General features: G+C 68.6%; 12 protein-coding genes and 1 tRNA gene. 3 read left to right on the plus strand and 10 right to left on the minus strand.

What is annotated here, in order from left to right; genetic code table 11:
• Positions 1-53: 53 nt before the first annotated feature.
• A complete protein-coding gene (locus ACFY1J_RS08865) occupies positions 54-1,859 on the minus strand; it encodes a bifunctional metallophosphatase/5'-nucleotidase (RefSeq protein ID WP_390730934.1) in 1,806 nt (601 codons plus the stop codon).
• Between the two features lie 150 nt (positions 1,860-2,009).
• On the opposite strand from ACFY1J_RS08865, the gene ACFY1J_RS08870 reads away from it, so the two are divergent.
• Positions 2,010-2,696 carry an SIMPL domain-containing protein gene (locus ACFY1J_RS08870; protein WP_390730935.1) on the plus strand — a complete coding sequence of 229 codons (687 nt, stop codon included), beginning with the start codon at positions 2,010-2,012 and terminating at the stop codon, positions 2,694-2,696.
• 165 nt (positions 2,697-2,861) lie between these two features.
• Entirely contained in the window at positions 2,862-4,298 is a 1,437-nt protein-coding gene (gene pyk / locus ACFY1J_RS08875) for a pyruvate kinase (protein WP_390709072.1), read from the plus strand.
• Positions 4,299-4,415: 117 nt separating this feature from the next.
• Here the strand turns inward: pyk and ACFY1J_RS08880 are convergent.
• A tRNA-Leu gene (locus tag ACFY1J_RS08880) sits at positions 4,416-4,499 on the minus strand.
• A gap of 95 nt (positions 4,500-4,594) precedes the next feature.
• On the opposite strand from ACFY1J_RS08880, the gene ACFY1J_RS08885 reads away from it, so the two are divergent.
• The gene (locus ACFY1J_RS08885; protein WP_390709071.1) at positions 4,595-5,248 is read left to right on the plus strand and encodes an ANTAR domain-containing response regulator; all 654 of its coding nucleotides are present in this window, start codon (positions 4,595-4,597) and stop codon (positions 5,246-5,248) included.
• 65 nt (positions 5,249-5,313) lie between these two features.
• On the opposite strand, the gene ACFY1J_RS08890 is transcribed toward ACFY1J_RS08885, so the two are convergent.
• From ACFY1J_RS08890 to ACFY1J_RS08925, 8 genes are all read right to left on the minus strand, one after another.
• Positions 5,314-6,030, minus strand: a complete 717-nt coding sequence (locus ACFY1J_RS08890; protein WP_390709070.1) for an ABC transporter ATP-binding protein — start codon at positions 6,028-6,030, stop codon at positions 5,314-5,316.
• Positions 6,027-6,938 carry an ABC transporter ATP-binding protein gene (locus ACFY1J_RS08895; RefSeq protein WP_390709069.1) on the minus strand — a complete coding sequence of 304 codons (912 nt, stop codon included), beginning with the start codon at positions 6,936-6,938 and terminating at the stop codon, positions 6,027-6,029. Before ACFY1J_RS08895 ends, ACFY1J_RS08890 begins: the two co-directional genes overlap by 4 nt.
• 5 nt (positions 6,939-6,943) lie before the next feature.
• Positions 6,944-8,764, minus strand: coding sequence for a branched-chain amino acid ABC transporter permease (locus tag ACFY1J_RS08900; protein WP_390709068.1), 1,821 nt, complete (start codon positions 8,762-8,764; stop codon positions 6,944-6,946).
• 5 nt (positions 8,765-8,769) lie between these two features.
• On the minus strand, positions 8,770-9,702 hold the full coding sequence (locus ACFY1J_RS08905) for a branched-chain amino acid ABC transporter permease (protein WP_390709067.1): 933 nt from the start codon (positions 9,700-9,702) through the stop codon (positions 8,770-8,772).
• Between the two features lie 106 nt (positions 9,703-9,808).
• Positions 9,809-11,044 (minus strand): branched-chain amino acid ABC transporter substrate-binding protein, encoded by a 1,236-nt coding sequence (locus ACFY1J_RS08910; RefSeq protein WP_390709066.1) that lies wholly within the window; start codon positions 11,042-11,044, stop codon positions 9,809-9,811.
• 290 nt (positions 11,045-11,334) lie between these two features.
• Positions 11,335-11,952 carry a Tat pathway signal sequence domain protein gene (locus ACFY1J_RS08915; RefSeq protein ID WP_390730936.1) on the minus strand — a complete coding sequence of 206 codons (618 nt, stop codon included), beginning with the start codon at positions 11,950-11,952 and terminating at the stop codon, positions 11,335-11,337.
• On the minus strand, positions 11,949-12,368 hold the full coding sequence (locus ACFY1J_RS08920) for a hypothetical protein (RefSeq protein WP_390709064.1): 420 nt from the start codon (positions 12,366-12,368) through the stop codon (positions 11,949-11,951). The genes ACFY1J_RS08915 and ACFY1J_RS08920 overlap by 4 nt, the downstream gene beginning before the upstream one ends.
• Positions 12,369-12,432: 64 nt before the next feature.
• A complete protein-coding gene (locus ACFY1J_RS08925) occupies positions 12,433-12,924 on the minus strand; it encodes a PaaI family thioesterase (protein WP_390709063.1) in 492 nt (163 codons plus the stop codon).
• Positions 12,925-12,927 lie beyond the last annotated feature (3 nt).

Below are 12,927 nucleotides of genomic sequence, written 5' to 3' on the forward strand. Positions count from 1 at the left end.
CCGGGGCCACGGATGACCGCCGACGCCGCCGACCCGGCCCTGCCGGACAGGCCCTAGAACACCGGGGTTCCGTTGCGGGTGAGCTTCCAGTCCACCGACGCGAAGTCCTTCGGGTCCAGCACACCCTTCGCGGTCACCCACTCCGCGATCCGGGTCCGGATCTCCGTCGACTCCGACCACAGCTCCTTGGCCGAGGCGACGTTCGGGAACGCGCCGCCGCCGTTCGCGCGGTAGTTGTTCACCGCGAACACGAACTGCTGGGCGTCGTCCAGCGCGGCACCGTTGTAGGTGAGGTTCTTGATCCGCGAACCGGCCGCCTGGGCGATGTCGATCTCGTACTGGAAGCCCGACACGTAGTCGTAGTTGTAGTCCGGGCGGTTGTTGGCGTTCGTCAGCTTCTCGACGTCGACGGCGGCGTCGGCGGCCGTCTGGACGAAGTACTCGGCCGAGTACTCCAGGTACGCCCGGATCTGGGCGCCCGTCAGCAGCTTGGCGACCAGCGTGTTGTCGTACACGTACAGGCTCGACAGGTCGCGGATGGTCACCTTGCCGGCCGGGATCTCCGAGGTGCGGGAGAACGGCGAGGCCTGCGAGACCACCGGCAGCGCGGCGTACTCGGTGCCCGCCAGCGCCGCCTTGACCACGTCCTCCTGGACCTTGGTGATCAGGTCGATGATCGGGGCGTCCTTGTAGCGGGCGTCGACCGTGGTCAGGGTCTCGGTCGCGGAGCCGACGACCTGGTTGACGTACTCGACGACCTTCGCGTGCTCGTCGGTCAGCAGCTTGGTGATCTTCGGGTCGTCGGTGACCGTGTTGGAGTTGAGCACCTTCGAGGAGACGGACTCGACGGTCCACCTGCCCCTGCCGAAGACCAGCTCGATGTCGAACACGGACAGGCGCTCGGCGAACGCCAGCGGCTCCGACAGCACGACCGTCTTTCCGGTCTTGGCGTTGGTGACCTTCAGCTCCGGGATCTCCAGATGCGCATGGCCGACGAGGATCGCGTCGATGCCGGGCACCTGTTGGGCGACCAGCGCCGCCGAGTTCTCGACGTACGGCAGCTGGTCACCGTACGACGAGGTGCCGGACGAGCCGGAGTGCGCCGACACGACAACCACGTCCGCGCCCATCGCCCGCAGCTTCGGCACCCACTTCGCGGCCTGCTCCTCCAGGCCCGGGAAGGCCAGCTTGCCCTGGACGTAGGCCTTGTCCCAGATCGCGATGCCCGGGTTGGTCAGACCGAGGACGGCGACCTTGACCGGCGGGGCGCCCGGTACCTGGAACTTCTTGATGAAGTAGGGCGGGAAGGCGGGCTTCAGCGACTTCGCGTCCACGGCGTTGGCGCCGAGCAGCGGGAAGTGACACTGCTCCTCGAACTTGCGCAGCGTCTCGATGCCGTAGTTGAACTCGTGGTTGCCGAGCGCCGCGGCGTCGTAGCCGATGGCGTTCATCGCCTGCGCCATCGGGTGCACCGGACCGCCCTTGGCCGTGATCGGGTCGACCTTGGCGTAGTAGTACGTGAGCGGGGTGCCCTGGATCGTGTCGCCCGCGTCCAGCAGCAGCGTGTTGCAGTGGCCCTTCTCGGCGCGGATCCGGTTCACCAGGGTGGAGATACGGGACAGGCCCTGCGCGTTGCCCGCCTTGTCCGTGTACTCCGCGTTCTTGAAGTAGTCCCAGTTGAAGACGTGACCGTGCAGGTCGGTGGTGCCCATGACGGTCAAGGAGTAGCGCTTCGCCGGCTTCGCCGCCGCCCCAATCTCCGCAGCCTGCGCGGCCGGAGCCGCCGCCGCACCGGCGATCGCCACGCCCGCTCCGGTCGCGGCGGACTTCTTCAGGAACTTCCGACGGTTCAACGGCATGTCTGGATCTCCTAGGGAAACGGTCAACAACGCGCGTAGATTCTGGCCCGGCCAAGACTGACGGCAACAGGTCCGGGAGGTTGCGATCTGGTGACCTCATCGGTGAACTCCGTTGCCACCAAACAGCTAAGACATGACAGAGTGGGGCGTATGACCGCTCCGTACGGCACCGCCGACGCCCCCCGCATCGCCGTCCGCGGCGAGGCCCATCTCGAAGTCGCCCCCGAGATCGCCCGCATCGGGGTCACCGTCAACGCGCGGGGACGGGACCGGCGTTCCGCCCTGGACGACCTCACCCGCCGCAACGCCGCCGTCCTCGACCTCGTGAAGTCCTACGGCGAGGCCGTGGAGCGCCTGGAGACCGGCTTCTTCTCCATCACCCCGGAACTGTCCTCGCACGGCCGGAGCGAGCGCGTGCGCACCTACCACGGCCGCGTTCATGTCACCGTGGAACTCTCCGACTTCACCGCCCTCGGCGAACTCACCATGCGTCTGGCCGACTTGGAGCTGACCCGGGTCGACGGCCCGTGGTGGGCCCTGCGCCCCGACTCGCCGGTGCACCGTCAGGCCCGCCAGCAGGCGGTGCGCGAGGCGGTCCAGCGCGCCCGCGAGTACGCGGAGGCGCTCGGCACCACACTGGCCGCGCTGGTGGAGCTCGCCGACATCGGCGCGGAGAAGGCGGAGCCCTACGCCCCCCAGGCCGCCGGCCGAACCCGCTCCATGGCCTTCGCCGCGGCGGCGGAGGACACGGCGGCCCCCCTGGACCTCGAACCCCAATGCCAACACGTCTATGCCCAGGTGAACGCCCGTTTCACGATGACGCCGCCGCGCCTGTGAGGAAAAGCGGAACGCCTCTGCTCAGAAAGTGCCACGGCGCTCCATATGCTCATCGGAGCGCCGGCGCGCACAATTCAACACTTGTCAATGAGGCTTCACGCAAAGGTTGTTGAGTGGTCACCCCCGGCGAATTCTCTACCGACGGGTAAGGCCTAGGCTCGATTCATGCGCCGAGCAAAGATCGTTTGTACTCTGGGGCCCGCCACCGACTCGTACGACCAGATCAAGGCACTGGTCGAGGCCGGAATGGACGTCGCCCGACTCAATCTCAGCCACGGCAGCTACGCCGAGCACGAGGAGCGTTACCAGCGCGTGCGAAAGGCGGCCGACGAGTCCGGCCGCAGTGTCGGAGTCCTCGCGGACCTTCAGGGTCCGAAGATCCGGCTCGGCCGATTCGCCGAAGGACCCGTACTCCTTGAACGCGGCGACTCCTTCGTCATCACCGTGGAACCGGGCGCCGAGGGGGACCGCAACCAGTGCGGCACCACCTACTCCGGGCTCGCCGCCGACGTCACTCCGGGTGAGCGCGTCCTCGTCGACGACGGCAAGGTCTGCCTCGAAGTCACCTCCGTCGACGGCCCGCGCGTGCACACCGTCGTGGTCGAGGGCGGCATGGTCTCCGACCACAAGGGCCTGAACCTGCCCGGCGTCGCCGTCTCCGTCCCGGCGCTCTCCGAGAAGGACGAGGCCGACCTCCGCTGGGCGCTGCGCACCGGCTGCGACGTCATCGCGCTGTCCTTCGTCCGCAGCGGCAAGGACGTCGAGGACGTCCACCGCATCATGGACGAGGAGGGCCGCCGGCTCCCGGTGATCGCCAAGGTGGAGAAGCCGCAGGCGGTCGAGGCGATCGACGACATCGTCGCCGCCTTCGACGGCCTCATGGTGGCCCGTGGCGATCTGGGCGTGGAGATGCCTCTGGAGCAGGTCCCGATCGTCCAGAAGCGCGCCATCAAGCTGGCCAAGCGCAATGCCAAGCCGGTCATCGTGGCGACGCAGATGCTCGACTCCATGATCGACAACGCGCGCCCGACCCGCGCGGAGGCCTCCGACGTCGCCAACGCGGTCATCGACGGCACGGACGCGGTGATGCTGTCCGGCGAGACGAGCGTCGGCAAGTACGCCGTGGAGACGGTGCGCACCATGGCCCGTATCGTCGAGGCGGCCGAGGAGGACATCCTGGCCAAGGGCCTCTCGCCGCTGACCGAGCGGAACAAGCCCCGTACCCAGGGCGGCGCGGTCGCCCGGGCCGCGGCCGAGATGGGCGACTTCCTCAGCGCGAAGTTCCTGGTCGCCTTCACCGAGTCCGGCGACACCGCGCGCCGCCTGTCCCGCTACCGCTCGCCCATTCCGCTGCTGGCCTTCACCCCCGAGCAGGCCACCCGCTCACAGCTCAGCCTCACCTGGGGCGTCGAGACCTTCCTCGGCCCGCACGTCGGCTCGACGGACGCGATGGTCGACCAGGTGGACGAACTCCTCCTGAAGTACGGCCGGTGCCAGAAGGGCGACATCGTGGTCATCACGGCCGGCTCCCCGCCCGGCGTCTCCGGCTCGACCAACATGGTCCGCGTCCACCACATCGGCGAGGACGACAGCCCCAGGTAGCGGGCGGAGGGCCCCTCGAAGGGCTGTGCCGATTCATGCCGACACTCTGTGTCACCATCGTGGCCGCATGCAGCAAAAAGCGGAGGATCACGCGTAACGTGATCCTCCGCTTACGGGTGCCGGGTATGGGATTCGAACCCACACGTCCTTGCGGACAGAGGTGTTTGAGACCTCCGCGTCAACCAGTTGCGCCAACCCGGCTCGGCGACCCCGGAGGAGTCTACCGGGTCACCGATGAGAAGCGCAGCTAGGTAGGCTCTTGTCAGCAGTACCTCCGCCCTGAACGAGGAGCCCCCGTGACCCCCGAGTCGCCCCAGCCCGTAGACGCGCCCGACGACGACAAGTCGCACGTGCCTCCGCTGACGACCCGAGTCGTCATCGCCGAGGACGAGGCCCTGATCCGGCTCGACCTCAAGGAGATGCTGGAGGAGGAGGGGTACACCGTCGTCGGCGAGGCCGGTGACGGCGAGCAGGCCGTGGAGCTCGCCCGTGAGCACCAGCCGGACCTGGTCATCCTCGATGTGAAGATGCCCAAGCTGGACGGCATCTCGGCGGCGGAGAAGATCGCCGAGGAGTCCATCGCACCGGTCCTCATGCTCACCGCCTTCTCGCAGCGCGACCTCGTCGAGCGGGCCCGTGACGCCGGCGCCATGGCCTACCTGGTGAAGCCGTTCAGCAAGAGCGATGTCGTGCCGGCCATCGAGATGGCCGTCTCCCGCTTCACCGAACTGAAGCAGCTGGAGCGGGAGGTCGCCGACCTCACCCAGCGGCTGGAGACCCGCAAGCTCGTCGACCGGGCGAAGTCCGTCCTCCAGACCGAGTACGGGCTGACCGAGCCGGCGGCCTTCCGGTGGATCCAGAAGACCTCCATGGACCGCCGGATGTCCATGCAGCAGGTGGCCGAGGCCGTCATCGCGGACAGCGAGGAGAAGAAGGCCGGCAAGGGCTGAACCGCCCGGGACGTACGACGAGGCCCGCGCCCGGAGAAGGGGCGCGGGCCTCGTCGTATGCGCGCTCAGTCCTCGCCGAGGTAGGCCTTGCGCACGGACTCGTCGTGCAGCAGGTCTTGGCCGGTGCCCGACAGGACGATGTTGCCGACCTCCATGACGTGGCCGTGGTCGGCCAGCGACAGGGCGGCCTGGGCGTTCTGCTCGACCAGCAGAATCGTTGTTCCCCGGGACTTCAGCTCCGCGATGGTCGCCATGATCTTCTGCATCATGATCGGGGAGAGTCCCATGGACGGCTCGTCGAGCATCAGCAGCTTCGGCTGGGACATCAGGGCCCGGCCCATCGCCAGCATCTGCTGCTCACCGCCCGAGAGGGTGCCGGCCGCCTGCTTCCTGCGCTCCCCGAGGATGGGGAACAGGTCGTAGGCACGCTGGATGTCCTTCTCGATGCCCGGCTTGTCGTTCCGCAGGAACGCACCGAGACGCAGGTTGTCCTCGATGGTCATACGGGGGAAGATGTGCCGCCCCTCGGGGGAGTGGGCGAGCCCCAGCGAGACCACCTGATGGGCCGGGACCTTCTTCAGCGACTTGCCGTTGAACCTGATCTGTCCGCCGACCGGCTTGAGCAGGCCGGACAGGGTGCGCAGGGTCGTGGTCTTGCCGGCACCGTTGGTGCCGATCAGGGTGACCACCTCGCCGGCGTCGACCTTGAAGGAGATGCCCTTGACGGCCTCGATCTTGCCGTAGGCGACCCGGAGGTCCTCGACTTCGAGCAGTGCGGTCATCGGTCGTTCTCCTTGCCGGGCGCGGCGTCCGTCGTGGTCTCGGCGTGCGCCTCGGCGGCCTCGACCTCGGCCACCTCCTCGTCGCCGGGAGCGTTCTCGAAGGGTTCGCCGAGATACGCGGCGACGACCCGCTCGTCGCCCTGCACGGTCGCGCTGTCGCCCTCGACGAGCTTCTCGCCCTGCACCAGGACGGCGACGCGGTCGCAGAGGTTGAAGATGAAGCGCATGTCGTGCTCGATGACGAGGACGGCGATGCCCCTGTCACGGATCGCGAAGACCAGTTCCTCGGTGGCCCGGGTCTCCTGCGGGTTCATACCCGCGGTCGGCTCGTCGAGGAGCAGCAGGCCGGGCTCGCTCGCCAGCGCCCGGGCGATCTCCAGCTTGCGCTGCTCGCCGTAGGGCAGGTTGCGGGCCAGGTGCTCGGCCTTCTTCTCCAGGCCCACGAACTCCAGGAGCTCCATGGCGCGTTCGCGGGAGGCCGCCTCGGCCTTGTGGAAGCCGGGGCCGCGCAGCAGGGCGGACCAGAGGCCCTCCTTGGTGCGGGTGTGGCGGCCGACGAGGACGTTCTCCAGGACCGTCATGTTGGCGAACAGACGGATGTTCTGGAAGGTACGGGCGATGCCGGCCGCGGTGACCTTGAAGGACTTCGGCGGCAGGACGTTGCCCTTGTAGCGGACCTCGCCCTCGGTGGGGACGTACAGGCCGGTGAGGCAGTTGAAGAAGGTCGTCTTGCCGGCGCCGTTGGGGCCGATCAGGCCGACGATCTCGCCACTGTTGACGGTGAGGTCGACATTGCGCACGGCCGTCAGGCCGCCGAAGCGCATCGTGACGCCACGGGCGTCGAGCACGACCTCGCCGGGGGCGGGGGCGCCGGGTGCGGCGTCCTTGGTGGTGGTGTCGGTAGTCATCGTGGTCAGGCCCCTGCCTTGGTGAGGACGGCGGGCGCTTCGGCCTCTTCGTGGAATTCGAGCTGGCGGCGCCGGTTCGGGATGAGGCCCTCCGGACGGAAGCGCATGAGGACCATGAGCGTGACGCCGAAGGCGAAGAGCTGGTAGTCGCCCAGGAACTGGAGCTTGGCGGGGATCAGGTAGAGCAGCGCCGCGCCGACCAGCGGTCCGGCGATGGTGCCCATGCCGCCGAGGACGACCGCGGCCAGCAGGAAGGCCGAGTTCGGCGGGACGACGTGGGCGAACTGGTACTGCTCCGGGGTCACCGTGTAGGTGACGTGGGCCTGGACGGAGCCGGCGAGGCCCGCCAGGCTGGCACCCAGGGCGAACGCGATGAGCTTGACCCGGAAGCCGTTGATGCCCATGGCGAGCGCCGCGGTCTCGTCCTCGCGGATGGCGATCCAGGCGCGGCCGATGCGGGAGTCGCTGCTGCGCCGGAACACCACGACCACGATGAGCGTGATGAGCAGCATCAGCAGGAAGTAGTTCGCGAACCGGCCGACGGTGGTCCCGAGGATGACGTGCTCCTGGCCGAAGTCGAAGCCGAGGATGTTCAGGTTCGGGATCGAGGAGATGCCGTTGGAGCCGTTGGTGACGTCCGGACCGGAGGTGCCGTCCATGTTGAGGACGGTGATACGGAAGATCTCACCGAAGCCGAGGGTCACGATGGCGAGGTAGTCGCCGCGCAGACGCAGCGTCGGGGCGCCGATCAGCACACCGAAGACCATGGCGACGGCCGCGCCGCACAGCGCCGAGGCCCAGAACGGCCAGTTCACGTGCAGCGGCGAGGACGGCGAACCGGAGACCAGGGCGGCGGTGTAGGCGCCGACACCGAGGAAGGCGACGTAACCGAGGTCGAGGAGGCCGGCGAGGCCGACGACGATGTTCAGGCCGAGCGCGACGGTGGCGAAGATCAGGATGTAGACGCCGATGGTCGCGTACTGGTCGTTGGACTGGGTGAAGGGGAAGGCGGCGGCGGCCGCGAAGGCGCCGGCCATGGTCACCGTGCGGTGCCGTGCGGTGATCGCCGAGACCCGGGCCACGAGCCCGGCCTTGGCGACGGCGGAGAAGCTGAAACCGGCGGTGATGAGGAAGCCGATGAACAGCTGGTCGTACTCGGTGCCGATGCCGTAGGTGAAGACGATCAGGCCGACGGCCATGGCCGCCACGATGACGAGGATCTCGACGTAGCCGGGCAGGTTGCGGGCCGGCGCCGGGGTCTCGGCGGTGAAGGCCGCCTTGAAGACACTCCAGTTCTGGCGGGCCTTGTGGCGGAACGCCTCCATGCCGGTGTCGTCCGGGTCGGACGGCTCGGGGGCCGGACGCTCGAACGGCAGGGCCAGCGCGCCGAGGAGGGCGCCCAGCGTGGCACCGGCGACGACGAAGCCGCCGGCCTCCAGGTTCACCAGGCCGCCCAGCTTGGCGCTGATGGCGATGACGGTGTACCAGGCGGTGGCGAAGGTGCCGAGTGCGGACATCTTCAGGGCGGCGTCGGCACTCCCGGGAGTCAGCCGGCCGAGGCCCTTGACGCCGTACGAGGCGAGGCCGAACAGGGTGGTCAGGATGCCGCCGATGAGGACGAGGACCTGAAGGCCGCCCGGGTAGCCGTAGACGGTCAGGTCACCGGGGAAGTCCGAGGTCCAGGTCCAGGCGAGGAACGTGGAGACGATCGTCAGGGCACCGCCACCGGTGGCGAGGGCCCGCCCGAGGGAGGCCGGGAGGCCGATCAGTCCGGACTGAGCGGCCGCGGGGGCGCTCGGGGTTTCTGCTGCGGTCTGTGTGGTCATCGGTGTCACGCCCTGTCCGCGACGCGCTCGCCGAGCAGACCCTGAGGCCTGAACAGCAGCACGAGGATGAGGAGTACGAACGCCCAGACGTCTGCCCAGGACTGGCTGCCGAACTTGTCCATGCCGGGGATGTCCGAGATGTACGCGGTGGACAGGGCCTCGGCGATACCGAGGACGATGCCGCCGAGCATGGCGCCGTAGATGTTGCCGATGCCGCCGAGGACGGCCGCGGTGAAGGCCTTCAGACCGAGGATGAAGCCCATGCGGAAGTCGATCTGGCCGTACTTGAAGCCGTAGGCGACGGATCCGACGGCGGCGAAGGTGGCACCGAGGGCGAACGCGACCACGATGATGCGGTCGGTGTTGACGCCCATCAGCTTCGCGGTGTCCGGGTCCTGGGCGGTGGCCTGCATACCGCGCCCGGTACGGGTGCGCATCACGAAGTAGGCCAGGAACGCCATGCTGATCGGGGCTGCGATGAGCAGGAAGATGTCGCCGCTCTGGATGGTGACGTTGCCGATGTCGAAGGGGCCGCCCGGCAGGCTCGGGAAGGTGCGGGCCGACTTCGCCTCGGGGTACCACGCCCACACCGCCTGCTGCAGGGCCAGGGAGAGGCCGATCGCGGTGATCAGGGGGGCGAGGCGGGGCGCGTTGCGCAGGGGGCGGTAGGCGAACCGTTCCGCTCCGACGGCGATCGTGACGGCGACCAGGATGGCGCCGATGAGCATCAGCGGCAGGGCCAGCCACATGTTGGTGCCGTCGGGAAGGATGTACACGTAGACCGTGAGCGCACCGAAGGCGCCGGTCATGAATATCTCGCCGTGGGCGAAGTTGATGAGCTGGACAATGCCATAGACCATCGTGTAGCCGATGGCGACCAGCCCGTACATGGATCCAAGTAGCAGGCCGTTGACCAGCTGCTGCGGCAGTTCGTTCACCGCATGTCCTCCGAGACTTCGGATGTTCGACGGATGTGCCGGATGCGAGTCCGCGCGGGGCGCCAGTGGAACAGCGCCCCGCGCGGCTCGATGGTGCGGGTGTGGATCAGCTGCCGTTGTAGGTGCCGGACTCCACGGCCTTCCAGGCCCCGCCCTCGACGGAGTACACGGTGAGCTGCTTGTTGGTCGCGTCACCGTACTCGTCGAAGGAGACCTTGCCGGTCACACCGTCGAAGGAGACGTTCTGCACCGCGGCGGTGATCTTCGCGCGGGCGTCGGACGGCAGCTTGCCGCCGTTGTCGTCGACGACCTTCTTCACGGCCTCGATGATCGCCCAGGTCGAGTCGTAGGAGTAACCGCCGTACGCGCCGTACGCCTCGCTGTAGCCGCCGGCCTTGTAGTTGGCGACGAACTCCTTGGCGGAGGCCAGGGTCTCGACCGGCGCGCCGACCGAGGTGGCGAGGTCGCCGGTGCCGGAGGTGCCCGCCAGCTTGATGAAGTCGTCGGCGTAGATGCCGTCGCCGCCGGCCAGCGGGATCTTGGCACCGGCCGACTTGATCTGCTTGCTGAGCGGACCGGCCTGCGGGTACTCGCCGCCGTAGTAGACCACGTCGGCCCCGGAGTTCTTCACCTTGGTCGCGACCGCGGAGAAGTCCTTGGTGTCGGGGTTGATGTGCTCGGTGCCGACCACCTTGCCGCCGAGCTTCTTGAACTCGGAGGTGAACGTGGCGGCGAGGCCGGCGCCGTAGGTCTTCTTGTCGTCGATGACGAAGACCTTGGTCTTCTTGGCCTTGTTGTAGATGTACTGGGCGGCGAACGGGCCCTGGATGGCGTCCGTGGTCGCGGTACGGAAGTACGACTTGTACGGCCGCGCCTTCGTCTTCTGCCAGTTGTCGCCCTGGGTCAGGGCCGGGTTGGTGTTGGCCGGCGAGACCTCGACGAGCTTGGCGTCGTCGAAGACCTTCTGCATCGACTGGGCCACGGAGGAGTTCAGCGGGCCGACGACGCCGAGGACGTCGTTCTCGCTGACGAACTTGGAGGCGTTCGACTGGCCCGAGGAGGGCTGCGCCTGGTCGTCGAGGGCCTCGACCTTGAAGGTCACGCCCTTGACGAAGTTCTTCTTGTTGGCCTGTTTGGCCGCGAGGTCCGCCGAATTCTTGATGCCCAGGCCGAGCGCGGACAGGTCGCCGGTCAGCGGGGCGTCGACGCCGATGACCACCGTGGTGCCACCGTTGCCGGAGTCCGAGCCCTTGTCGCCGCTGTCGCGTGAACCGCAGGCGGTGAGGGTGAGTGCTCCCGCCGCCAGTGCGGCGGTGATGGCGATGAGCGAACGTTGACGCACGATCAGTCCTTTCCCCTGGCACGACCGCCTCCCCGTGGAAGCGGCCGAGTCGCCCGCAGAGTCGAACTGAGAAATCCGACGGCGTGGTGACTGGCGGTGACTCTAAGCGCGGGTGGGGAACGTCGAGGAGGGTCTGACGAATGCTGTGACGCTCTTGTTATGACACGAGGTAACGCACAGCGGTACACGGTGGGGGGAACAGCGAAATTCAGGCCGATTCGCCCCGTCCACATTGTGAGAACTTGCAGGACTCACCCCCCTGCGTTCAGGCGTCTCAGGGGTTTTGGTGATTACCTGGAATTGTTGCCGCAGGCGACCTGAACGGCCTCTGACAGGTGCTGGGCGTACCGGGAGCCAAGGATGAAACTCTGGACCTGTATTGCGCGCGTATTACGTAGAGTTACCTCCAGGAAAGGCAGTCCGGCGTCCTTCGGAACCTTTCCGCATTCGGTCACGTGCATGGTTATCGTGATCTTGCGGGTGTGGCCCGCTTTTGTACCGAAGGGGGCGCGCGGCGTCTCGGTCAGCGAGAGCCCGGCGTACGGCTGGGTGACCCGGGTCACAGTCACCGGCGGCCCGGACAGGACGCTCAGGGACACCGCGAAGCTGAAACTGCGGGGCGGGGCGCCGGGCGGGGTGGGCCGGCCGTCGAGGAAGGCCATCTGAACCACCTGCGCGGGGTACGGCGGCTCGGGCGGGGGCGGTTGCCGCGGCCGGGTCGCGTAGAGGTAGCCGCCGCCCGCGAGGAGGGCGGCGGCCGCGGCGAGGGCCAGGGCGGCCCGGCGGTGGCGGGCGTACAGCGGCGCGAGACGTGCGCGCGTGCGACCGGGGGGCCGGACGGCCTCCGCCTCGTGGGTGTCCCACGCGCGCGTGCCTTCCCCCGGCTCGACCGGGCCCACGCCGCTCATCGCCACGGACCTCCGCTCGGGGTTCCTGCGCGGTACCGCTCGGCACAGGCCGCGCGCGCCCGACGGTCGATCAGTTCGTCGGCGGCCTCGGCCCCTTGACGCCGTTTCGCGGTCCGCGCGGCATCCACGACGTCCCGCAGGATCTCGTACTGCCCGTTGGACAGTCCCATCGACTGGTAGTCGCCGTAGGTACCGCTGTCGAGCACCTTGCGCGACCAGTGCGCGACGATCGTGGCGCACAGCTCGGCGTCGGAGGTCGCCGACGCCGAGACGGAGCGGGAAGTGCCCCCGGGGCGGCCGGATCCGTCGGCCGAGGCTCCGGACCCGTCGCACCCGGTCGCCAACACGCCCGCCAGCAGCGCCAGTCCGAGCCCCAGTGTGGTCGCCCCCGGGCGGGGGACTCCTCGCCGTTCCATGTGCCGACGCTAAAGGGACGGACGGCGGGGAGCAACGGCCCGGCGGGCCCCTTCGGGGCCGGGCTCAGCCCTGAGGGGTCTGGGCGTGGGCCTCGTCGCCCGCCTTCACGTCCCGGAGCAGACAGGTCAGCCGGGCGCTGCACACCCGGCGCTCCTGCTCGTCGCTGATCACGATCTCGTACGTCGCCGTCGACCGCCCCCGGTGCACGGGCGTGGCCACCCCGGTGACCAGCCCGGAGCGCACCCCGCGGTGATGGGTGCAGTTGAGGTCCACACCGACCGCGATCTTGGAGCTGCCGCCGTGCAGCATCGCGCCCACCGAGCCCAGGGTCTCCGCCAGCACGGCGGACGCGCCGCCGTGCAGCAGCCCGTACGGCTGGGTGTTCCCCTCCACCGGCATGGTGGCGACGACCCGCTCCGCCGACGCCTCGACGATCTGCACGCCCATCCGCGTCCCGAGGTGCCCCGCGGAGAACAGCGCCGGCAGGTCGACCCCGAGCGCGGCGTACTCGTCGATGACCTCCTGCGGGAACTTCACCTGCTGCTGCTCACCCATGGG

It is taken from the genome of Streptomyces sp. NPDC001406, from assembly GCF_042895285.1.
GTDB lineage: Bacteria > Actinomycetota > Actinomycetes > Streptomycetales > Streptomycetaceae > Streptomyces.

Coding starts and splice junctions, on each gene's coding strand:
- ACFY1J_RS08865 (WP_390730934.1), bottom strand. CDS start 1,859: ATGCCGTTGAACCGTCGGAAGTTCCTGAAGAAGTCCGCCGCGACCGGA.
- ACFY1J_RS08870 (WP_390730935.1), top strand. CDS start 2,010: ATGACCGCTCCGTACGGCACCGCCGACGCCCCCCGCATCGCCGTCCGC.
- pyk (WP_390709072.1), top strand. CDS start 2,862: ATGCGCCGAGCAAAGATCGTTTGTACTCTGGGGCCCGCCACCGACTCG.
- ACFY1J_RS08890 (WP_390709070.1), bottom strand. CDS start 6,030: ATGACCGCACTGCTCGAAGTCGAGGACCTCCGGGTCGCCTACGGCAAG.
- ACFY1J_RS08895 (WP_390709069.1), bottom strand. CDS start 6,938: ATGACTACCGACACCACCACCAAGGACGCCGCACCCGGCGCCCCCGCC.
- ACFY1J_RS08900 (WP_390709068.1), bottom strand. CDS start 8,764: ATGACCACACAGACCGCAGCAGAAACCCCGAGCGCCCCCGCGGCCGCT.
- ACFY1J_RS08915 (WP_390730936.1), bottom strand. CDS start 11,952: ATGAGCGGCGTGGGCCCGGTCGAGCCGGGGGAAGGCACGCGCGCGTGG.
- ACFY1J_RS08920 (WP_390709064.1), bottom strand. CDS start 12,368: ATGGAACGGCGAGGAGTCCCCCGCCCGGGGGCGACCACACTGGGGCTC.
- ACFY1J_RS08925 (WP_390709063.1), bottom strand. CDS start 12,924: ATGGGTGAGCAGCAGCAGGTGAAGTTCCCGCAGGAGGTCATCGACGAG.